Source organism: Brevundimonas sp. MEB006b, assembly GCF_030209705.1.
GTDB lineage: Bacteria > Pseudomonadota > Alphaproteobacteria > Caulobacterales > Caulobacteraceae > Brevundimonas.
Map to the genome: position 1 here is coordinate 574,913 of NZ_JARVRL010000005.1, position 21,316 is coordinate 596,228.

Here is a 21,316-nt window from a genome sequence, read left to right on the forward strand (position 1 = left end):
TCGCCTCGTGAATAGGCTGCGATAAGAGCGATGAAGGAAACCGGTGTCAATGCGCTTTAACTGAGCCCCATGGCGTCGGCCGCGAGTCGCGGCTATGCCTTCAAGCTGCACATAGGGAAGGAGCCGAACCTTGGCTCAAGACGATCCGCGATCCGGCAAGCCGGGCAAGCGGGCAACCATCAACGATGTCGCCCGTGAGGCGCAGGTCTCCAAGAAGACCGTCTCGCGGGTCATCAATCAGTCGCCGTTCGTCAAGGAAGACACGCGCGAAAAGGTCAACGCCGTCATCAAGGCTCTGGGGTTCACGCCTGATCCACAGGCGCGCGGCCTGGCCTTTCGACGTTCGTTCCTCGTCGGTCTGATCTACGACAACCCCAGCCCGACCTATGTCGTGAACATGCAGCAGGGCGTGTTGGATGCGCTAAAGGGGTCCGGCCTGGAACTGGTCGTTCATCCTTGCAATCGCAACTCCCCTACCCTGCTGGAAGACATCAGGGGCTTCGTCGAGCGCCAACGTCTGTACGGCGTCATCATGCCGCCTTCGGTGTCCGAGGATGAACAGGTCATCGACCTGCTGCGCGATCTCGACTGCCCCTATGTCCGCATCGCCTCGGTAGCGTTGGACGAGCCTCAAGCGATGGTGGTCACCAATGACAGGCTCGGCGCGGCTGAGGCGGCGGCGCATCTGGCCGACCTGGGACACAAAAGAATCGGTCTGGTGCGCGGGCCGGACCTGTTCCGGTCGTCGGCCGTGCGGGGCAAGGGGTTCCTGGACGCTCTGGCCGAGCGCGGGATCCCGCTGGATCCGGCTTACGATTTCAAAGGCGCCTATACGTTCGAATCAGGCGTGGAGGCGGGACACGCCCTCCTGGCGCTGGAAACGCCGCCAACCGCGATCTTCACCCTCAACGACGACATGGCCATCGGGGTGATGCAGGCGGCGCGAGATCGCGGCCTTGAGCTGCCGCGCGACCTGTCCGTCGTCGGCTTCGATGATCTGCCGATGGCGGCGCGGGTTTGGCCCAACCTGACTTCGGTGCGCCTGCCTATCCGCGACATGGGACGGATGGCGGCCGAAAAGCTGCTGGCGCCGATGCGTGGCGTCGATCCGGCCAAGATGCAGCAGCCCGAAGTTCGACCGGCCCTGGTGGTGCGCAAGTCGGCAATCCCGGCAGTCTGAGTTGGATCGGCGCGCGTGATCGCGCGCCGACCTCTCTGCCTCAGGCCGTTTCGAGCGCAGGCTTGGCGGCGAGAACGCCCTTCAGATAGTCGCGAATGCCTTCGTCGGTGGCATTGGCGAAGAAGTAGTCCTGGAACTTCTCGCCGGCGATGGCGGCCTTCAGCAGGTCCTGATCCATCGTCTTCAGAACCGTCAGCATATCGTGGCAGGTCACGGCTTTCAGGTCGCTGAGCACGCCGCGATTCTTGCGCATGATTTCGGCGCGCTCCTTGGGGTAGCCCAGGCCGCGCTCGCCTTCGAACAGCTTGCGATACACGTCCTGCAAATTCAGTTCTGCAGCCCAGCCGAAGCCCTTGGCATAAGGCATCGAGATGGCGTTGCCGTCGTTGATCTGGCCGAACAGGAAGGCGTCGGTCGGGTCGATCACCAGACCGCAGAAGACGCCGGGCATGCTGTTGCACGCCAGCATGGAGCCCATGCCGGTTCCGCAGCCGGTGACGACGAAATCGGCCGCGCCGGAGTTCAACAGGATGCCGGTCAGCACGCCGTTCATCACATAGGTCAGCGAGGCCTTATCTTCGGCTGCATACATTCCATAGTGGAAGACTTCATGGCCCAGCGGTTCGGCGACGGCGGTCAGTGCGGCATGCACCGTCTCGCTTTTGGCGGCCTGGCTGTTTTCGATGACGAGAGCGATCTTCATGGGGGAATCCTCAAGACGGTGGCGATGCGATGCCGACATATGTGGACGGCGTTGGTCTAATCGATTGCATCATTATATGACACCGGTTACCTAGTCCACAGAAGGACGGGCGCAAGATCCGTCTCGGTGGCTCGCGCTGCGAGTTCCCAGGGAGACCGGCATGTACGACCCCATGTACGACAAAGTCTATCAGGCCACTCATCCCGACATGATGGACGGCGCCTCAAACCAACAGCTGCGCGATCGCTATCTGATCGAGAACCTGTTCGTTCCGGGCAGAATCAGCCTGATTTATTCCCACCACGAGCGCATGATCATCGGCGGCGCGACACCGGCCGAGACCGCCCTGAGCCTGCCCACCCAGTCGGAGCCACCCTCCTTGGCCGGCGCGCCGTTTCTGCAGGCCCGTGAACTGGGCGTGGTCAATATCGGCGGCGCCGGTTCGATCACGGTGGATGGCGAGACTATCGAACTAGGCTTCCGTGACGGCCTGTACGTGCCGATGGGATCGAGCGACGTCAGCTTCGCCTCGAATAACCCCGCCGAGCCGGCGAAATTCTATCTGGTCGCCACGCCCGCCCACGCCCGCTACGACCTGACAAAGATCTCGATCGAGGAGGCTGTGCCGCTGGAAATGGGGTCGCTGGAGACCTCCAACGAACGGACCATCTATCAGTACATCGTTCCCGCCAAGGTGAGGTCCTGCCAGTTGCTGTTGGGCGTGACGGTGCTCAAGTCGGGCTCGGTGTGGAACACTATGCCGCCGCACATTCACGACCGCCGTTCGGAAGCCTACCTCTATTTCGGCCTAGGCGAAGACGACCGCGTCTTTCACTTCATGGGCGAACCAGACAAGTCACGCCACATCGTCATCGCCGACGGCGAGGCGGTGATCTGCCCGCCGTGGTCGATCCATACTGGCGCAGGCACCTCGAACTACACCTTCATCTGGGGCATGGGCGGCGAGAACCTCGACTACACCGACATGTACAAGCTCGACATCTGCCAGTTGAAGTAATCAGGACAAGAGGAAGAAAAACATGAGCAATCCGTTCGACCTGACCGGCAAGGTCGCCCTGGTCACCGGCGGCAATGTGGGCCTGGGCCAAGGCATCGCCCTCGCTTTGGCCGAAGCCGGCGCCGACATCGTCTCGGTCGCCCTGTCGGATTCTGACGACACGGTCGCCAAGGTTCAGGCCATGGGCCGTCGCGCCCACGCCATCAGCGCCGACCTGACCTCGATCGAGCCGGTCGAGCGCGTGGTTCAGGAAGCTTTGGCCGCCATGGGCCGCATCGACATCCTAGTGAACAACGCCGGCCTGATTCGCCGCGCCGACGCCGTCGACTTCACCGAGGCCGACTGGGACCTAGTGATGAACATCAATCTGAAGACCGTCTTCTTCATGAGCCAGGCGGTCGCCCGCCTGTTCATCAAACAGGGCGACGGCGGCAAGATCATCAACATCGCCTCCATGCTCTCCTTCCAAGGCGGGATCCGCGTGCCGTCCTACACCGCGTCCAAATCGGGCGTCGCCGGCCTGACCAAGCTGATGGCCAACGAATGGGCGCCGCACCGCATCACCGCCAACGCCATCGCCCCAGGCTATTTCGCCACCGCCAACACCCAGGCTCTGCGCGAGGACCCGGTCCGTTCGGCCGAGATCCTGGGCCGTATCCCGGCCGGGCGCTGGGGCGAGCCGTCGGACCTGGGCGGCGCGGCCGTCTTCCTGGCCAGCCGGGCCTCCGACTACGTCCAGGGCGCCATCCTGCCGGTCGACGGCGGCTGGCAGGCGCGCTGATCCGGAGCTAGCGTTGCGATCATGACCCAGGCTGCATCTTCCCGGCGCATCCTCTGCTTCGGCGAGATGCTGCTGCGGTTTTCGCCCAACGCCAACGAACTGCTGATGCAGTCGCCTGCCCTGACCGTGCGTCCCGCCGGCGCCGAGGCCAATGTCGCCGTGTCGCTGGCCCGCTTCGGCGCGCCGACCGGCATGGCGACGGTCCTGGCCGACAATGCGCTGGGTCGCGGCGTGCGTGACGAGGTGCGCAAGCACGGAGTCGACACCTCTCAGGTCGTCTTCAAACCCGGCCGTATGGGTCTGTATTTCCTGACGCCCGGCGCTGTGCGTCGTCCGTCGGAAGTCCTCTACGACCGCGCCGGATCGGCCTTCGTCGAACATGTCGATACGGCCTTCGACTGGGACCAAATGCTGGACGGCGTCGAATGGTTGCACGCCTCGGGCGTGACGCCGGCGACGGGCCCGAACGGCTCGGCCGCTGCCGTCGCCATCATCGAGGCCGCCGTCCGCAAAGGCGTCAAGGTCAGCTACGACGGCAACTTCCGTGGCAAGTTGTGGGAACAATGGGATGGCGATCCCCCAGCCACGCTGGGCAGAATGTTGGCAGGCGCCACGGTCGCCTTCGCCGACGACCGCGACTTCGCCCTGGTGCTGAAGACGACGTTCGACAGCCCCGATCCGGCTGTGCGGCGTCGTGAAGCCGCCAAGGCCGCCTTCGCCGCCTTCCCTCGCCTGCAACGCATCGCCTGCACCCTGCGCGTTCAGGATAGCGTCGCCGACCAAGCCTTGTCGGCTGTCATGCTGACCCGCAATGGCGGCGACGTGATCGAAACCAGAGCCGAGGCCATTCACATGGCCGGCGTCGTGGACCGGGTCGGCGGCGGCGACGCCTTCGCCTCCGGTGTGCTGTTTGGCCTGTGGAACGGCTGGTCGGATCAGGAGACCCTCGACTTCGGCCTCGCCGCCGCCGGCTTGAAACATTCCTTGCCGGGCGACTTCAACCTTTTCACCGCCGACGAGGTGCGCGCAGCCATGGGCGACGGCGGGTTCGATATCCGCCGCTGAGGCTGCGAAAATTGAGATTGGGTGGAGGCCGCATGGAGAAGTCCATGCGGCCTTTTTCAATCCCGCCACGGGGCTAGGAAACCGGTGTCAATCATGCTTCAGTGATGGTTCGAAACGGTCAGAAGAAACCGTGCGAGAGAGGTCACATCAGGAGTTTCCATGCCCGTCACGTCCATGAACCGCCGCGCCTTACTGGCCGCCGGCGCCGCCGCCACCTTCGTCGCCGCTTCAGGGCCCGTACTGGCCCAGGCGTCGCCAGAGCGCGCCGCCATTCTGGACACCATGAAGCGCGCCGCTCGGTTCATGAGCGAAAAGGCCGCCGTCGAAGGCGGATACGTTTGGCAATATCTGCCTGACTTCTCACGCCGTTGGGGCGAGCTTGAGGCCAACCCGACCATGATCTGGGTCCAGCCGCCGGGCACCGCGACCGTGGGCCATCTGTTCCTGGACGCCTATCACGCGACCGGCGACGAATATTACTACGAGGCCGCCAAGAAGGCCGCCGACGCCCTGGTCAAGGGCCAGCACCCGCTGGGCGGATGGAACTATGTCATCGACACCGCCGGCGAGGAGTCGCTGAAGCAGTGGTATGGCACGGTCGCCGCCAACGCCTGGCGTCTGGAGGAATTCCACCACTATTACGGCAACGCCACCTTCGACGACGCGGGCACGTCCGAGGCTTCGCAACTGTTGCTGCGCGTCTATCTGGAGAAGAAGGACCGCAAATATCTGGCACCCCTCCACAAGGCGATCAGCTTCGTACTGGAAAGCCAGTATCCGAACGGCGGCTGGCCCCAGCGCTATCCGTTCGTCGAGAACGGCGGCCTGCACGGCCATGCGGACTATACGCCCTACATCACCTTCAACGACGACGTGGCCGGCGAGAACCTGGAGTTCCTGATTTACGCCTATCACGGCCTGGCGCGGAACGGTCGGGGCGATGCGAGGATTCTGGACGCCATCAATCGCGGCATGGACATCTTCGTAAAGACCCAGCAGCCGCAGCCGCAACCGGCCTGGGGCCTGCAACATTTCCCCGACACGCTGAAGCCGGCGGGCGCCCGGACGATCGAGCCGCAAGCCTTTGTCACCCACACGACCGGCACCAACATCAAGTCGATGATGGGCTTCTATCGCCTGACCGGGGACCGGAAATATCTGGCCCGCCTGCCCGAGGCGATGGACTGGCTGGATCAGGTCGCGGCCAAGCCGCCGCTGAACACGCCGGGCCGCACGCACCCGACCTTCATCCTGGAAGGCGCCAACACCCCGATCTACATCCACCGGCGCGGGTCCAACATCGCCAACGGCCAGTACTACGCCGACGACAACCCCACCAATCTGATCGTCCACTATGGCTCGTTCCGCAATGTGGACACCCCGGCCCTGCGCGCCGAATACGCGCGTCTGTCGGCCATGCCGGTCGATGACGCCACGCGCGGTTCGCCGCTGAAGGCTCGCCCCGGCTCGCTGAACCTGCCCAAGTACTTCACGCTTCAGGATGTGGACGTGTGGGACATGTCCAGCGACGCTCGTCGCCCGACCGCGCCTCACGCCGGTCGCGCGGCCGAAGTCATGGCCGGGCTGAATGCGCGCGGCTATTGGCCCACGCCGCTGACAACGACGTCGAACCCGTACAAGGGCCCCTCCCCCACCGCCATCACCGGCGGTGAATATCAGATGACCCGCGTCGGCGACCTGTGGGATACCTCGCCGTACAATACTGACTTCCCGGTCGAGGGCGTCTCCACCTCAGTCTTCATCCGCAACATGGGCGACCTGATCGAGTCGTTGGGGGCTTAGGACTTTCGAAGATGTGCTTTATCCCCGCTTTCGTGGCGGGGATAAAGCACTGATCCTGTGTCAAATCGCCAGCATCTCGCGGGTCATGCCGGCGACCGACTTGGCGCCGGTCAGGGTCATAGCGACGCGCATTTCCTTTTCGAACAGGTCCAGCAGATTTTCGACGCCCGCCTGACCGTTCGCCGCCAAGGCATAGATGAAGGCCCGGCCCAGCAGGACCGCGTCGGCGCCCAGGGCGATGGCGCGAACCACGTCCAGACCGTTGCGGATGCCGGAATCCACCAGAATCTTCAGCTCGCCCTGCACCGCTTCGGCGATGGCTGGCAGGGCCCGGGCCGACGACAGCACACCATCCAACTGACGCCCGCCGTGATTCGACACCACGATGCCGTTTGCACCGAAGCTGACGGCGTCGCGCGCGTCCTGCGGATCCAGGATGCCCTTGATGATCATCGGCCCGTCCCAGAAATCGCGGATCCATTGCAGATCCTTCCACGAAATCGACGGATCGAAGTTGTTGGCCAGCCAGCCGATATAGTCGGCGAGACCCGTCGGCTTGCCCAGATAGGCCGAGACATTGCCCAGATCGTGCGGCGTGCCGCGCACCCCGACGTCCCAGGCCCAGGCCGGATGGGTCATCGCCTGGACCATGCGGCGGATTTCGGCATTGGGCCCGCTCATGCCCGAATGGGCGTCCCGGTAGCGGGCCCCGGGGGTAGGCATGTCGACCGTGAAAACCAGCGTCTTCACTCCCGCCGTCCTAGCCCGCTCCAACGCATTCTTCATGAAGCCCCGGTCGCGCAGCACATAGAGCTGGAACCACATGGGCCGGGCGATGGCGGGCGCCACCTCCTCGATCGGGCAGACCGAGACGGTGGACAGAGTGAAGGGCACGCCGCGCGAGGCCGCCGCCTTGGCCGCCTGCACCTCGCCGCGCCGGGCGTACATGCCGGTCAGGCCGACGGGCGCCAGGATGATGGGCAGGCGCAGGGTTTCGTCGAACAGCTTGGTATCAAGACTGAGGCTGGTCATGTCCTGCAGCACGCGCTGGCGCAGGGCGATGGCCTGCCAATCCTCGACGTTGCGCCGCAGGGTCTGTTCGGCGTAGGCGCCGCCGTCGATATAGTGGAACAGGAAGGGCGGCAGCTTGCGCCGCGCCGCCTCGCGATAGTCGCCGGGCGACGAAATGATCACGCCGCCGTCCTACTGGAAGTTGGCGAAGGCGCCGCCGTCGACCAGCAGGGCCGCGCCGGACATGTAGCTCGCCATGTCCGAGGCCAGGAAGGCGACGACCGAGGCGATGTCCTCTGGCCGGCCCAGACGACCCAGCGGGATGCGGCCCTCCATGTATTGACGCTTGTTCGGATCGGCGAGGTCGTCCTTGTTGATGTCAGTGGCGATGGTGCCGGGCAGGACCGAATTGCAGCGGATGCCGTGACGGCCCAGGGCGACGGCGCAGGACTGCATCAGGCTGTGCACCCCCGCCTTGGTCGGGGTGTAGTGGGTCTGCATCTCGCCGCCGACCAGGGCCGAGATCGAGCTGATGGCCACGATGGAACCGCCGTCTCCCTGGCGGACCATCTGATTGGCCGCCGCCTGCACCATGTAATAGGCGCCGTGCAGATTGACCTCCATCGTGCGGCGCAGTGTCTCGACCGGCATGTCGAGGAAGGCGTGGAACGGACAGATGCCGGCGTTGGAGACGAAGACGTCCACCCGGCCCAGCGCCTGAACCGCGGCGGCGACGAAGGCTGCGGCGCTCGCGGGCTGGGCCACGTCGCCGTCGACGGTGATGGCCCGGCGGCCCAGGGTCTCGATCTCGGCGACCACCTCGGCGGCGGCCCCATCGTCCCGGAAGGTGTTGAGGGCGACGTCGGCGCCCTGGCGCGCGGCCTCGATCGCCGTCGCCCGCCCGATGCCCCGCGATGCGCCCGTGATCAGGACGACCTTGTTCTCAAGCAGCATGTGGGCTCCGGCGATGGTTCGGTTTCAGGGTTTGGGCGACCAGCCTAGGTCGGCGCTGATCGCGTCGGCGGCCTCGGTCACGGTCTTGGTCAGTTCGGTCATCCGCGCGTCGGACATATATTGCGCGGCCGAGGACACGCTGAGGGCGGCGACGATCTGGCCGTTCACCGAACGGATCGGCGCGGCGACGCAACGGATCTGGTCTTCGTTCTCTTCCAGGTCGAAGGCGTAGCCCTTCTGGGCGTAGCCATGCATCCGCTCCAGCCAGACGGCACGGGCGGATGAGTCATAGGTCGCGCCCGGCTCGGCGTAGAAGTCGATCCAGTCCGCCTCGGTCTTGTCCAGGATCAGCGCCTTGCCCAGGCCAGTCGAGGCGATCGGATGACGTTCGCCCAGGCGCGAGCCGATGTTGATCCGCCTGCGCCCCGCCACCTTGTCCAGATAAAGCGCATGACGGCCGTCCAGCACCCCCAAGTGGACCGTATCGTCGGTCTGAGCCGACAGTTGTTCCAACCAGGGCCGGGCCACGCGCGGCAAATGCATCTGCTGGCTGGCGGCATGGCCCAGCTCCAGCAGTTTGGGGCCGAGGGAATAGCCTTCGCGCGGGCGGAACGACAGCAGGCGACGCTCGACTAGGGCCGAGGCCAGACGGTGAGTGGTGCTGCGGGTCAGATCCAGCTTTTCGGACAGTTCCGCCAAGGGCAGAGAACCCTCGATGAGGGCGTCGATGACGTCCAGACCACGCAGCAGGGTCTGGCTGCCGGACGCCTTGGCCCCCGGCTCTTCTTCCCCATCGACCTGCACGGTCTTGATTGACGACGATCGTCCCATTTCGTAATCCTCATTCTCAGAATGTAGCAATACGCGCAAGTCGCTCCGCCACACCGGCCTGACTTTGACGTTATGCACGGAGGAACGCCAGTGAAATCCCGCATTATGGGAGCAAATCACCAATCACTGGTGATGACGCGATGAGCCGCCTGCCCCGCATCAAACACGTTCGCGCCTTCGTCGTGAAAAACGACGGCACGGGAGGCGGCGCCGACTATCACGATCAGGGCGACGGTCACTGGATCGACGACCACATCGCCACCCCCATGGCGAGATACCCGGAGTACCGCCAGAGCCGCCGCAGCTTCGGCATCAATGTGCTGGGCACGCTGGTGGTGGAGATCGAGGCCGAAAACGGCGTGGTCGGTTTTGCGGTGACCACCGGCGGCGAACCCGCCGCCTATATCGTCGAGAAACACCTGGCCCGCTTCCTGGAGGGCCGCGATCCGTCCGAGGTCGAGAAGATCTGGGACCAGATGTATTTCTCGACCCAGTATTACGGCCGAAAAGGTCTGGTGGTGAACGCCATCTCCGGCGTGGATCTGGCGCTGTGGGACCTGCTGGGCCGTCTGCGTCAGGAGCCGGTTTTCGCCATGCTGGGCGGGGCGGTGCGCGACGAACTGACCTTCTACGCCACCGGTACGCGGCCCGACAAAGCCAAGGAACTGGGCTTCATCGGCGGCAAGATGCCCCTGCACCACGGCCCAGCCGAGGGCGAGGAAGGCCTGCACAAGAACATCGCTGAACTCGCAGCCATGCGGAACGCCTGCGGCGACGATTTTTGGCTGATGTTCGACTGCTGGATGGCGCTGGACCTGAACTACGCCACGCGGCTGGCTCAGGAGGCCCACAAGCTGGGTCTGAAGTGGATCGAGGAGGCGCTCAGCCCCGACGACTACTGGGGCTATCAGGCGCTGAAGAAGAACGCTCCCAAGGGGATGCTGGTCACGACCGGCGAGCATGAGGCCACCCGCTGGGGCTTCCGCATGCTCTTGGAGATGGAATGCTGCGACATCATCCAGCCGGACGTGGGCTGGTGCGGCGGCGTCACCGAACTGCAGAAGATCTCCGCCCTGGCTGACGCCAAGGGCGTGCTGATGATCCCTCATGGCTCGTCGGTCTATTCCTACCACTTCGTGGTGACGCGCCATAACAGCCCGTTCGCCGAGTTCCTGATGATGGCCCCCGGCGCCGACGAAGTCGTGCCGATGTTCCATCCGCAACTGATCGGCGAACCCGTCCCCGTAAACGGCCGCCTGAAGGTTCCCGATACGCCCGGCTTCGGCGTCGAACTGAACCGCGACATCGCCCTGCATCGCCCCTACGCGCGCCCCTAACTTCGCCAAGACGAAAGCTCCTCCGCCACTATGAAACTGCTGCGTTACGGCCCCAAGGGCCAAGAAAAGCCGGGCACGCTGGACGCCGAGGGGCGCATTCGCGACCTGTCGGGATACATCGCCGACATCACACCGGACCAACTGTATGGCCCCGCACTTGAGGCGCTGAAGGCCATCGATCCGACCACCCTGCCCGTGGTCGAGGGCCAGCCTCGCTATGGCGTGCCGATCAATGGCGTGCGCAAATTCCTGGCCATCGGCCTGAACTTCGCCGACCACGCAGCCGAATCCAATTTGCCGATCCCCGAAGAGCCGGTGCTGTTCACCAAAGCCATTACCTGTCTGAACGGGCCGAACGACGACGTGGTCATCCCGCGCGGCTCGGAAAAGACCGACTGGGAGGTCGAGCTGGGCATCGTCATCGGCAAGCCCGCCTCCTACGTCACCAAGGCCGAGGCTTTGGATCACGTGGCCGGCTATGTCCTGATCAACGACGTGTCCGAGCGCGCCTATCAGACCGAGCGCGGCGGCACCTGGGACAAGGGCAAGGGTTGCGACACCTTCGGCCCCGTCGGCCCCTGGCTGGTGACGACCGACGAGGTCGGCGACGTTCAGGACCTGGACATGTGGCTGGACCTGAACGGCAAGCGCATGCAAACCGGCAACACCCGGACGATGATTTTCGGCGTCGCCGAGATCGTGTCCTATCTGTCGGAGTTCATGACGCTGAAGCCGGGCGATCTGATCACCACCGGCACCCCGCCCGGCGTGGGTCTGGGCCAGAAGCCGCCGCTATATCTGAAGGCGGGCGACACGGTGCGCCTGGGCATCCAGAAGCTCGGTGAACAAGGCCAGACCTTCGTGGAGTGGACGCGATGAGCGCCTATCAAGGCCGTTTTTCGGGCCGCACCGCCATCGTCACCGGCGGCGCGTCGGGCCTGGGCAAGGCCGCAGCCGCCCGCATCGTCGCCGAGGGCGGCAAGGTCGTGCTGTGGGACCTCAACGCCGAGGCGCTGACGGCCGCCGCCACCGAGGTCGGGGCCGCCCATGTGATCGCCCTGGATGTCGCCGACCCCGAGGCCGTCGCCGCAGCGGCCCAGGACTCGGCCCAGGCGCTGGACGGCCGCATCGACATCCTGGTCGCCTCGGCCGGCATCACCGGCGCCACCGTGCCGGTGCATGAGTTTCCGATCGACAGTTGGAAGAGGGTCGTCGACATCAATCTGAACGGCGTCTTCTACTGCTCGCGCGCCATCGTGCCCTTCATGCTGGCCAACGGTTACGGCCGGATCGTCAATGTGGCCTCGGTTGCGGGCAAGGAAGGCAACCCCAATGCCTCAGCCTATTCCGCCTCCAAGGCCGGTGTGATCGGCTTCACCAAATCGCTGGGTAAGGAACTGGCCGGCAGGGGCGTCATCGCCAACAGCCTGACCCCCGCCACCTTCGAAAGCCCCATCCTGGACCAGCTGCCCCAGAGCCAGGTCGACTACATGCGCTCCAAGATCCCCATGGGACGCCTCGGCGAGGTCGGCGAAAGCGCCGCCATGGTTTGCTTCATGGCCTCCGAGGAATGCAGCTTCACCACCGCCTCGACGTTCGACACGTCGGGCGGCAGAACGACCTATTAGGACACGCGCGTGGCTTCGGATCTTCGCATTGTCGACGGGCACGTCCACCTGTGGGACCTGTCGCGTGCGCGCTATGGCTGGCTTCAGGACGATCCCTTGCCAAACAATCCGGCGGGAGACATGTCGCCCATCGCTAACGCAAACTATCTGCTGGACGACTATCTAGCCGATGCGGCCAGCTGGCGCGTGGACAAGATCGTCCACGTCGAGGCGGGCCGGCCGATGGGCCAGCAGCTCGCCGAGACCGACTGGCTTCAGTCCATCGCTGATGACACCGGTTATCCGCACGCCATCGTCGCCGGCGTCGATATGCTGGATCCTGACTTGAACGCCCTGCTGGAGGCCCACGCCGCCCGGCCGAACGTACGCGGCGTGCGCCAGATCGTCTGCTGGCACGAAGATCCGTTGAAGACCTATACCGACCGCGATCTGTTGCGTGATCCGAAATGGGTCGAGGGCTTCGCCAAGCTGGCACGCCACGGCCTCTCGTTCGACCTCCAGATCTATCCATCTCAGATGGCGACCGCTGCCATCATCGCCGCCCGCCACCCCGACATTCCGATCATCGTCAACCACGCCGGCCTACCGACCGACCGGGACACCGCAGGGATGGAGCGCTGGCGCAAAGGTCTGCGCCTGCTGGCCGCCCAGCCGCAGATCTCGATCAAGATCTCAGGCTTGGGCATCACCGACCGCGCCTGGACGCCCGACAGCATCCGTCCCATCGTTGTGGAGTGCATCGAGGCCTTCGGGACCGAGCGCGCCATGTTAGCCTCGGACTTCCCTGTCGAAAGCGTGCACGGAACCTTCGACGCCTTCTATTCCGCCTTCGATGCGATCACGGCCGACTTCTCGGTCGACGAACGTGACCGCCTGTTCGCCGCCAACGCCGAGGCGATCTACCGTATCTGACCCACCCGCCGAAGCCGCATCAAGACGGCGAGGCCCGAGGAACACCAGGAGAGTATCCCAATGGTCATCGAGACCGACGCTGCCCACACCCCCGGGGGCTTGGCCAAGCCCGCCGGGTCGCTGAACGGCCCGCTGGCCTTCGCCATAGCTTGCTTCCTGATCTGGGGCCTGGCCTACGGCCTGTTGGACGTGCTGAACAAGCATTTCCAGGAGACGCTGAGCATCAGCCAGGCTGACAGCGCCTGGCTGCAGATCGCCTATTTCGGGGCCTATCTGCTGCTGTCGATTCCGGCAGGCATGCTTCTGCATGCGCGGGGCTACAAGTTCGGGATCGTGTCGGGTCTGGCGGTCACAGCCGTCGGCGCCCTCTTGTTCATCCCGGCGGCTGGCGCAGGCGCCTTCCTGCCCTTCGTCGGCTCGATGTTCGTCCTCGCCGCCGGCCTGTGCATCCTGGAGACCAGCGCCGACACCTACGTCAACGTCCTGGGCGATCCGGCCAAAGCCTCCCAGCGGCTGAACCTGGCCCAGTCGTTCAACGCTCTGGGCGTCTTCTTCGGCCCGCTGATCGGCGGCGCGGTCTTCTTCAGCCCGACCACGACCGAGGCCCTGGGCGGCGCGACCCGCTCGATCCAGATCGTCTACGGGCTGATCGCCGTCGGCGTGGTCCTGTTCGCCCTCGCCGTCTGGCGCGCGCGCCTGCCGGAAACCGGCCTTTCGGACCACGGCGGCGCGGTGGAGGGCGACGCCCCCGCCCTGCCCCTGTCGCAACAGCCGCACTTCATCGCCGGCGTGATCACCCAGGCCCTCTACATCGGTGCCCAAGTCGGCATCGGCGCCTATTTCATCAATCTGGTGACCCACAACTGGCAGGGCCTGACCTCGCAGCAAGGCGCCTTCATGCTGTCGCTGGCGGCCATCGGCTATCTGGTCGGACGCTTCTTCGCCACCGCTCTGCTGCTGAAGGTCCGCCCCCGCGCCTTGCTGACGGCTTATGGCGTGATCAATGTGGTCCTGACCCTGGTCGTCGCCGCCGGCATCGACAAGGTCTCGCCCATCGCCCTGCTGGCCGTCTTCTTCTTCATGTCGACCATGTTCGCCACCATCTTCGCCCTGGGCACCATCGGCCTGGGCGCGGGGACCAAGAAGGCCTCGTCCCTGATGGTCATGGCCATCGGCGGCGGCGTGCTGCTGCCCTGGCCCATGGGCAAGATCGCCGACCTGTACGGCGCCAACGTCGCCTTCCTCCTACCCGCCGTCTGCTTCGCCGTCGTCGCCTGGTACGGCTGGCGGGGCGCTGGCCTTGGACTGAAGAAGGACGCCGCCTGATGCGCCTGCGCACCGCCCTCCTCGCCTTCACCCTGCTAGCCGGCCCCACGGCCGCCTGCGCCCAGACGGTGACGCCTACCGCCGCCGTCGCGCCCGCCGCGCCGATAGACCGGCACGCCCTGGTCACGCGCCACAACGTCAGCCTGACCGCCATCGACCGACATGCCCCGATCATGCTGGGTAACGGCGACCTGGGCTTCACCGCCGACATCACCGGGCTCCAGACCTTCCCGGAGCAATATTCGGAACTGTCGCCCCTGCTGACCATGGCCCAGTGGGCCTGGCACAGCTTTCCCAATCCGAACGGCTATACCGAACAGGATGGCCTGATCGACGTGCCCGTGCCGGGTCGGGGCGAGCAGCCCTACGCCTGGATGAAGTCCTGGGACGTGGCGGAAACCCAACCAGCCTACACCTGGCTGCGGGCCAATCCGCATCGATTCTCGCTCAGCCGCATCGGCCTGACCTTCGCAGACGGCAAGCCTCTGGACTTCGCCAAGGTCGCCGACACGCGCCAGACGCTGGACCTGTGGTCCGGCGCCCTGACCAGCCGTTTCACCTATGACGGCCAGCCGGTCGAGGTCGTGACCCGCGTCCACCCGACGCTGGACATGGTGATGGTCGAGATCGCCTCGCCCCTGGTCGCCGCCCAGGGTCTGGGCGTCCAAGTCCGCTATCCTGGCGTGAACCCCGCCATCAATCCCGACCCGACGACGTTCGAGGCCTCTGATACGCAAAGCCTGAGCATCGTCGCCTCCGACACGGGCGACGTCCACATTCGCCGCACCTTGGACGACACCACCTATTATTCCGGCATCACCGCGTCCGGTAAGATCGAACAGAGCGGCGCCGGCGCCTTCCGTGTCGTCTCCTCCGGTCGCGACCGGCTGACCGTCATGGTCCGTTTCGATCAGCAGGAGCCCGTCGAGAAGACACCCGCCTATTCCGCCGGCGTCCAGGCGACCGCCGCACACTGGAACGCCTTCTGGACCCAGGGCGGCGCCGTCGATTTTTCGGGGTCAACCGACCCGCGCGCAGCCGAGCTGGAGCGGCGTGTGGTCCTGTCTCAGTACCTGTCGACCGTTAACGGCGCCGGCGAACTGCCTCCGCAGGAAGAGGGCCTGTTCTCCAACAGCTGGTACGGCAAGTTCCATCTGGAAATGCATCCCTGGCACTCCGGCTGGCAAGCGATGTGGGGTCACGCCGACATGCTGGAGCGCAGTCTGCCCTGGTATATCGGCAATCTGGACAACGCGCGCGCCGAGGCCGCCCGTCACCACGTCAAGGGCGCCTGGTGGCCCAAGATGGTCGGACCCGAGGGCCGCAACAGCCCCAGCCTCGTCTCGCCCTTCATCATGTGGCAGCAGCCGCACCCGATCCTGTTGGCCGAACTGGTCTGGCGCGCCGAGAAGGACCCGGCCGTGCTGGATCGATACGGCGAGGTGGTCGAGGCCACCGCCGACCTGTTGGCCTCCTGGCCCATCGAACACGACGGCCGCCTGAACCTGGGCACGCCGATGATCCCGGCCCAGGAGAACTACGATCCCCTGACTACGGCGAACCCGACCTTCGAGGTCGAGTATTTCCGCTGGGCCCTGGAAACCGCCCAACAGTGGCGCGAACGCAAGGGTCAGGCCCGCCGCGCCGATTGGGATCAGGCCCTGGCCAAGATCGCGCCGCCGCCGATGAGGGACGGCCTGTATCTGCCTGTCGAGAGCGTGCCGGACTTTTGGGAGACGGCCATGTCCGAAGCCTGTCGCCGACACGCGGCGGCGGCTCAGTGCAAGAACCGCGACCATCCCTCCTTCCTGATGGCCTATGGCTTCATTCTCGGCGCGCGGATCGATCCAGCCGCCATGCGCCACACGTTTGAAGCGGTGGAGCAGAACTGGGACGTCCGCCAGACCTGGGGCTGGGACTTCCCGATGATGGCGATGACGGCGGCTCGCCTCGGCGAACCGGAGAAGGCGGTGAACTGGCTGTTCGCCGACCTGAAGAACAATCAGTGGGGCGTCACCGGCATGACGCCTCGCGTTCACCTGGATGAACACGCCGACGAACTGGTGCCCGTCTCGGCCGGCGCCGGCGGCGTGACGATGGCGGTCAATCCGGATGGTCCGGGCTATCGCCGCGCAGCCGAGACCTATTTCCCGTCCAACGGATCCCTGCTTATGGCCGTCGGTCTGATGGCGGCGGGTTGGGACGGGTCCAGCGGCCACGCGCCCGGCTTCCCAAAGGAAGGTTGGACCGTCCGTGTCGAAGGCCTGACCCCCGCGCCGTAATCCAGAAAACCCGAGAGGACCGCCCCAATGACGACCTCGAGACGCACTGCCCTTAAGGCCCTGCTCAGCGCCCCCGCCGTCGGCGCCTTCACCACGACGACCGCTCAGGCGCGGACCACGCCGGCCGTCCCGCCAGCGCCGGGACAGACCCCCGTCTGGCCCGCGCCCAACACCGCCCCGCCTTCGACTCAAGAGACGCCGGTCGAGCGGCCGCGCTGGGACGGCCCCGCGCCGAAGGAGTGGGTCGATACGAAGACCGGCCATCGCATCCGCCGCGTCTCGCCCGATGGCGGGGGCGGAAAGCCCTATTTCTACAAGAACATGTTCTTGCCCAACAAGGTCGGGGCGCCCGACCTGATGGTCATCTCGACGCCTCAGGGCATCTCGACCGTCAATCTGGCGACCTGGGCCGTCGACGTTCTGGTGCCCGACCATGACGCCGACCTGATGTTCACGGGCCGCAAGGGGCGCAACGTCTATTATTCGGTGACCGCGCCTGGCGAAGGCCAGTTGATGGACCGCGCCAAGACCCTGTTCGTCATCGACGTCGACACCAAGCACCGTCGCGAGATCGGCCGGATACCGAACGGTCAGATCAATTCGGTCAATGCCGATGAGAGCCTGCTCCTGGGCTTCGTGGCCTATGACAGCCAACCGCTACAGCCGACCGTGCCCGACCCGCGCAACCGCCGCTTCGATCAGGCCGAATACGAAGCTGATGGGCCGGACGGAAAGCCGCTGAACTTCGCCCGCGCCAAGGGGGTGCGGATGCTTCAACGCTGGGCCGCGCGCTATCCGATGGAAATCTTCGTCATCGACCTGACCACGGGCGAGCGACGCGTGATCCACAAGACCAACGAATGGATCGGCCACACGCAGTTCTCCCCCACCGACCCCCAGCAGATCATCTTTTGCCATGAAGGGCCTTGGCACCGCGTGGATCGAATGTGGGCTATCCGCGCAGATGGCACGGGCCTGAGAAAGACCCATCAGCGGACGATGAACTTCGAGATCTTCGGCCACGAATGGTTCAGCCCGGACGGCAGACAGGTGCTCTATGACCTGCAGACCCCGCGCGGCCAGGTCTTCTGGGTTGCCTCGGTCGATCTGGAGACGGGCCGCCGGGTCTATCGTCGGGTCGAGCAGAATGACTGGTCGGTTCATTACAACGTCTCGCCGGACGGCAGTCTATTCGCTGGCGACGGCGGCGACGGCGACATGGTCGCTCATGCGCCCGACGGTAAATGGCTGGTCCTACTGCGCCCCGAACCGATCGTTGATGAAGATCCGTCTAGCGATAAGGAAGACCAGATCTTCGTCGAATACCTGCGATCCGAGCGGCTCGTGGATCTGTCAAACCACGACTACCGGCTTGAGCCGAATCTGACTTTCACGCCGGACGCAAAATGGATCGTCTTCGTGTCGAACATGCACGGCGCCAACCACGTCTATGCTGTCGAAGTCGATCGTAGCGCTTAGGAACATCGCTAGCTTCTCGAGCCCTAACGCCTGAGATGTCGAGGATTTATCGACATCTCAGCGGAATCTCTCGGTCCTGACATCACCTTGTTGCAAAATGCGGGAAGCTGTTGCAATAAGCGATACGTCGCTAATCCAAATATGCGCGACGGCATACCACAAAATGACACCGGTGCCAGATGGACGCCGGGATGGGGAGAGAACGAATGCGACGGACCAACACCCGGACTCTGTGCGCGGTTGGCGTTTCCCTGGCGGCCCTGATGGGTGCGTCGGCGGCTGCGGCTCAGGCCGTTCCTGCCTCAGAACCCGTCACGCAAGACGCCGCCCAAGACGCAACAGTGGTCGATGAGATCGTCGTCACCGGCTTCCGGTCCAGCCTGCAACAGGCGCTGAACATCAAGCGCCGCGAAGCCGGAGCGGTGGACGCCATCTTGGCCGAAGACATGGCCGACTTCCCCGATCAGAACCTGGCCGAAGCGATCCAGCGCCTGCCCGGCGTGACCATCGACCGCGTGAACGGCCAGGGCACCACCATCTCGGTGCGTGGTTTGGGTTCCGATTTCACCCGCACTCGCATCAACGGCCTGGAAGCCCAAGCTGCGTCTGGCGGCAACCGCAACCGCAGCTTCGACTTCTCAATGTTCGCGTCCGAACTGTTCAACAGCATCAAGGTTCGCAAGACCCAATCGGCCGAGATCGAAGAGGGCTCGCTGGGCGCCACCGTCGATCTGCAGACGGGTCGCCCCCTGGACTTCAGCGGCAGCGGCCTGAACTCCGCCCTGTCTGTGCAGGGCTCGTACAATGATCTGTCTGAGAAGACGGTGCCGCGGCTCGCGGGTCTGCTCAGCTGGTCGAACGAGGACCGAACCTTTGGCGCCCTGGTGTCAGTCGCCTATTCCGAGCGGTCGCCAATCCTGGGTAGCTTCAACACGACGCGTTGGCAAAAGGGCGACCCGTCAAACGTCAATGCCGCCGGCAACCCCTATGGGCGCGGCCAGAACTTCGGCGGCTGCATTCCCTGCACCACGACGGCGCAACGTGACGCCGTCCTGAACGCCTTCTATCCCCGCATCCCGCGCTACACCTTGGGCAATACTCAGGAAGACCGCCTGGGCATGACGGGCGCGCTGCAATGGCGGCCGAGCGACCGCACCGAGGCGGTGCTGGACGTCCTGTGGTCGCGGTTTAATTCGGAACTGGAAAGCCCGAACATCGAAGCCTGGTCGTTCAGTCGCGCCAACGTCAACAGCGTCGTCGTGCGCGATTATGCGATCGACGCCGACCAGAACATCCTGTCCTACGGCGTCTTCGACAATATGCTGGTGCGCGCCGAAAACGGCTTTACCCGCAACGAAAGCAACTTCTACCAAGCCTCTCTGAACGTCCGCCACGATTTCAGCGACCGGCTGCATGGCAATCTGAAGGTCGGCGCCAACCGATCCGAAGCCCGCACGCCGCTCAATGTCGCCTATGCCTTCGAGGCCGCAGGCGTAAACGGCTATTCCTTCGACTTCCGCGAGGATGATCGCCGGCCGCGCATAAACTACGGCTTTGACGTCACTTCGGGTCAACGCTTCACCCTGGTCAATGCGACGCGCAGCAACGCCGGCGGCAACTTTGACAATAAGGTCGGCGCCGGCTCGCTGGCCTATGACTGGTCGGACTCCCTCACCCTCAAACTGGGGGGCGAATATCGCACCTACGGCTTCGAGACCTTCGGCTTGACCCGTACCAAGACCAACCCGACCGGAGCGGACCGTCTGACTGGCGTCGACAGCATCGGCCGCGTCGTTGATATCTCGGACGGCGTGGACGCGGGCGCGGGCTCCGACCTGCGCTTCATCGTCCCCGACATCTCGAAGATCGCCGACTTCCTCAGCTTCTACGACGATCCCCTGGTGCCCAATCGCAGCGAGCGTGAGGTCGACGAAACCGACAAGGGCGTCTTCCTCCAGGCCGACTTCAACACAACGGTTGGGGGCATGGTCCTTCGCGGCAATGCGGGCATTCGCTACGCCCAGACCGAGGTCACAGCCAAAGGATGGCAAACCATCGCGGTGGGAACGCCACCCGTCACGACCTACGACTACGTGACCACCGACAACGACTATGACGACGTCCTGCCATCCTTCAACCTGGCGCTGGAGCCGCGCGATGACGTCGTGATCCGCCTGGGCGCCGCCAAGGTGATGTCGCGTCCGACCCTAGGCGATCTGACGCCAGGCGGCAGCGTCTCGCCGACCACCCGCACCGTCTCCTACGGAAACCCGCTGCTCGATCCGTTCCGCGCCACCAACTACGATGTCTCGGTCGAGTGGTATTTCCAGAATGAGGGCCTTCTGGCCGCCGCCGTCTTCTACAAAGACATCGACAGCTTTATCACATCAGAGACGGTCGGCATCCCCTACAATCAGTTGGGCCTGCCCAACGAACTGCTTCAGGGCGCTGCAAGCCCGACTGACATCTTCCAGGTCACGCGCCGCCTGAACGGCGAAGGCGGTGCGCTGAAGGGAATCGAAATCCAGTATCAACAACCCTTCACCTTCCTGCCCGGTCTTTGGTCCAACTTTGGCTTCACCGGGAACGTCACGTGGGTTGATTCCGAAGTCAGCTACGGCACGGCCGGCAAAAACCGCCTGACGGGCCAGTCGAAGAACACCGCCAACGCGACCCTGTATTATGAGGATGGCCCGTTCCAGGCCCGCGTCTCGATCGCACACCGCAGCCAGTATCTGCTGTCCTTCCCCGGCGCGAACGGCAACTCCGAAGAAGGCGTCAACGACACCACCAATGTCGATGCCTCCATGTCCTACGAGTTCACGCCGAACCTGACCTTCTCGCTCGAAGGCATCAATCTGACGGACGCCTACACCGACCGTTACATCGACGTGACCAACCGCGTGTCCGACTACCGTCATACCGGCCGAGAGATCGCCGTGGGATTGCGCTGGAAGTATTGAGCTTCACTCCCTGACGCCTCCAGCGTGACAAACTAAAGGCCCG

17 protein-coding genes are annotated in these 21,316 nt (G+C 64.7%); 13 read left to right on the forward strand and 4 right to left on the reverse strand.

Annotated features, from left to right (window positions below; all coding sequences use genetic code 11):
* Window positions 1-130: 130 nt before the first annotated feature.
* Window positions 131-1,180, forward strand: a complete 1,050-nt coding sequence (locus QRN13_RS09275; protein WP_284877671.1) for a LacI family DNA-binding transcriptional regulator — start codon at window positions 131-133, stop codon at window positions 1,178-1,180.
* A gap of 40 nt (window positions 1,181-1,220) precedes the next feature.
* On the opposite strand, the gene QRN13_RS09280 is transcribed toward QRN13_RS09275, so the two are convergent.
* The gene (locus tag QRN13_RS09280; protein WP_284877672.1) at window positions 1,221-1,883 is read right to left on the reverse strand and encodes an RpiB/LacA/LacB family sugar-phosphate isomerase; all 663 of its coding nucleotides are present in this window, start codon (window positions 1,881-1,883) and stop codon (window positions 1,221-1,223) included.
* 172 nt (window positions 1,884-2,055) lie between these two features.
* On the opposite strand from QRN13_RS09280, the gene kduI reads away from it, so the two are divergent.
* From kduI to QRN13_RS09300, 4 genes are all read left to right on the forward strand, one after another.
* The gene (gene kduI / locus QRN13_RS09285) at window positions 2,056-2,901 is read left to right on the forward strand and encodes a 5-dehydro-4-deoxy-D-glucuronate isomerase (protein ID WP_284877754.1); all 846 of its coding nucleotides are present in this window, start codon (window positions 2,056-2,058) and stop codon (window positions 2,899-2,901) included.
* A gap of 22 nt (window positions 2,902-2,923) precedes the next feature.
* Entirely contained in the window at window positions 2,924-3,682 is a 759-nt protein-coding gene (gene kduD, locus QRN13_RS09290) for a 2-dehydro-3-deoxy-D-gluconate 5-dehydrogenase KduD (RefSeq protein ID WP_066551825.1), read from the forward strand.
* A 21-nt stretch (window positions 3,683-3,703) separates the two neighbouring features.
* Window positions 3,704-4,747 (forward strand): PfkB family carbohydrate kinase, encoded by a 1,044-nt coding sequence (locus tag QRN13_RS09295; RefSeq protein ID WP_284877673.1) that lies wholly within the window; start codon window positions 3,704-3,706, stop codon window positions 4,745-4,747.
* 159 nt (window positions 4,748-4,906) lie between these two features.
* Entirely contained in the window at window positions 4,907-6,550 is a 1,644-nt protein-coding gene (locus tag QRN13_RS09300; protein ID WP_284877674.1) for a pectate lyase, read from the forward strand.
* Between the two features lie 60 nt (window positions 6,551-6,610).
* On the opposite strand, the gene lldD is transcribed toward QRN13_RS09300, so the two are convergent.
* Genes lldD through QRN13_RS09315 form a run of 3 tightly spaced genes read right to left on the reverse strand, consistent with a single transcriptional unit; the run spans window position 6,611 to window position 9,346 of the window.
* A complete protein-coding gene (gene lldD, locus QRN13_RS09305) occupies window positions 6,611-7,744 on the reverse strand; it encodes an FMN-dependent L-lactate dehydrogenase LldD (protein ID WP_284877675.1) in 1,134 nt (377 codons plus the stop codon).
* A gap of 9 nt (window positions 7,745-7,753) precedes the next feature.
* Complete coding sequence (gene lra1 / locus QRN13_RS09310) at window positions 7,754-8,515, reverse strand: L-rhamnose 1-dehydrogenase Lra1 (protein WP_199059904.1); 762 nt, start codon at window positions 8,513-8,515, stop codon at window positions 7,754-7,756.
* Window positions 8,516-8,539: 24 nt separating this feature from the next.
* Entirely contained in the window at window positions 8,540-9,346 is an 807-nt protein-coding gene (locus QRN13_RS09315) for an IclR family transcriptional regulator (RefSeq protein ID WP_284877676.1), read from the reverse strand.
* Between the two features lie 140 nt (window positions 9,347-9,486).
* On the opposite strand from QRN13_RS09315, the gene rhmD reads away from it, so the two are divergent.
* From rhmD to QRN13_RS09355, 8 genes are all read left to right on the forward strand, one after another.
* On the forward strand, window positions 9,487-10,683 hold the full coding sequence (rhmD, locus tag QRN13_RS09320) for an L-rhamnonate dehydratase (protein WP_284877677.1): 1,197 nt from the start codon (window positions 9,487-9,489) through the stop codon (window positions 10,681-10,683).
* Between the two features lie 30 nt (window positions 10,684-10,713).
* Entirely contained in the window at window positions 10,714-11,562 is an 849-nt protein-coding gene (locus tag QRN13_RS09325) for a 2,4-didehydro-3-deoxy-L-rhamnonate hydrolase (RefSeq protein WP_284877678.1), read from the forward strand.
* On the forward strand, window positions 11,559-12,311 hold the full coding sequence (locus QRN13_RS09330; protein ID WP_284877679.1) for an SDR family NAD(P)-dependent oxidoreductase: 753 nt from the start codon (window positions 11,559-11,561) through the stop codon (window positions 12,309-12,311). The genes QRN13_RS09325 and QRN13_RS09330 overlap by 4 nt, the downstream gene beginning before the upstream one ends.
* A gap of 9 nt (window positions 12,312-12,320) precedes the next feature.
* Window positions 12,321-13,223, forward strand: a complete 903-nt coding sequence (locus QRN13_RS09335; protein WP_284877680.1) for an amidohydrolase family protein — start codon at window positions 12,321-12,323, stop codon at window positions 13,221-13,223.
* 60 nt (window positions 13,224-13,283) lie between these two features.
* On the forward strand, window positions 13,284-14,549 hold the full coding sequence (locus tag QRN13_RS09340) for a sugar MFS transporter (protein WP_284877681.1): 1,266 nt from the start codon (window positions 13,284-13,286) through the stop codon (window positions 14,547-14,549).
* Window positions 14,549-16,831 (forward strand): hypothetical protein, encoded by a 2,283-nt coding sequence (locus tag QRN13_RS09345; RefSeq protein ID WP_284877682.1) that lies wholly within the window; start codon window positions 14,549-14,551, stop codon window positions 16,829-16,831. The genes QRN13_RS09340 and QRN13_RS09345 overlap by 1 nt, the downstream gene beginning before the upstream one ends.
* 27 nt (window positions 16,832-16,858) lie before the next feature.
* Window positions 16,859-18,310: an oligogalacturonate lyase family protein gene (locus tag QRN13_RS09350; protein ID WP_284877683.1), complete on the forward strand. Its 1,452-nt coding sequence runs from the start codon at window positions 16,859-16,861 to the stop codon at window positions 18,308-18,310.
* Window positions 18,311-18,516: 206 nt separating this feature from the next.
* Window positions 18,517-21,273 carry a TonB-dependent receptor gene (locus tag QRN13_RS09355; protein ID WP_284877684.1) on the forward strand — a complete coding sequence of 919 codons (2,757 nt, stop codon included), beginning with the start codon at window positions 18,517-18,519 and terminating at the stop codon, window positions 21,271-21,273.
* Window positions 21,274-21,316: the final 43 nt, after the last annotated feature.

Coding starts and splice junctions, on each gene's coding strand:
- QRN13_RS09345 (WP_284877682.1), top strand. CDS start 14,549: ATGCGCCTGCGCACCGCCCTCCTCGCCTTCACCCTGCTAGCCGGCCCC.
- rhmD (WP_284877677.1), top strand. CDS start 9,487: ATGAGCCGCCTGCCCCGCATCAAACACGTTCGCGCCTTCGTCGTGAAA.
- QRN13_RS09295 (WP_284877673.1), top strand. CDS start 3,704: ATGACCCAGGCTGCATCTTCCCGGCGCATCCTCTGCTTCGGCGAGATG.
- QRN13_RS09355 (WP_284877684.1), top strand. CDS start 18,517: ATGCGACGGACCAACACCCGGACTCTGTGCGCGGTTGGCGTTTCCCTG.
- QRN13_RS09315 (WP_284877676.1), bottom strand. CDS start 9,346: ATGGGACGATCGTCGTCAATCAAGACCGTGCAGGTCGATGGGGAAGAA.
- QRN13_RS09350 (WP_284877683.1), top strand. CDS start 16,859: ATGACGACCTCGAGACGCACTGCCCTTAAGGCCCTGCTCAGCGCCCCC.
- QRN13_RS09330 (WP_284877679.1), top strand. CDS start 11,559: ATGAGCGCCTATCAAGGCCGTTTTTCGGGCCGCACCGCCATCGTCACC.
- lra1 (WP_199059904.1), bottom strand. CDS start 8,515: ATGCTGCTTGAGAACAAGGTCGTCCTGATCACGGGCGCATCGCGGGGC.
- QRN13_RS09340 (WP_284877681.1), top strand. CDS start 13,284: ATGGTCATCGAGACCGACGCTGCCCACACCCCCGGGGGCTTGGCCAAG.
- kduI (WP_284877754.1), top strand. CDS start 2,056: ATGTACGACAAAGTCTATCAGGCCACTCATCCCGACATGATGGACGGC.
- QRN13_RS09280 (WP_284877672.1), bottom strand. CDS start 1,883: ATGAAGATCGCTCTCGTCATCGAAAACAGCCAGGCCGCCAAAAGCGAG.
- kduD (WP_066551825.1), top strand. CDS start 2,924: ATGAGCAATCCGTTCGACCTGACCGGCAAGGTCGCCCTGGTCACCGGC.
- QRN13_RS09325 (WP_284877678.1), top strand. CDS start 10,714: ATGAAACTGCTGCGTTACGGCCCCAAGGGCCAAGAAAAGCCGGGCACG.
- QRN13_RS09300 (WP_284877674.1), top strand. CDS start 4,907: ATGCCCGTCACGTCCATGAACCGCCGCGCCTTACTGGCCGCCGGCGCC.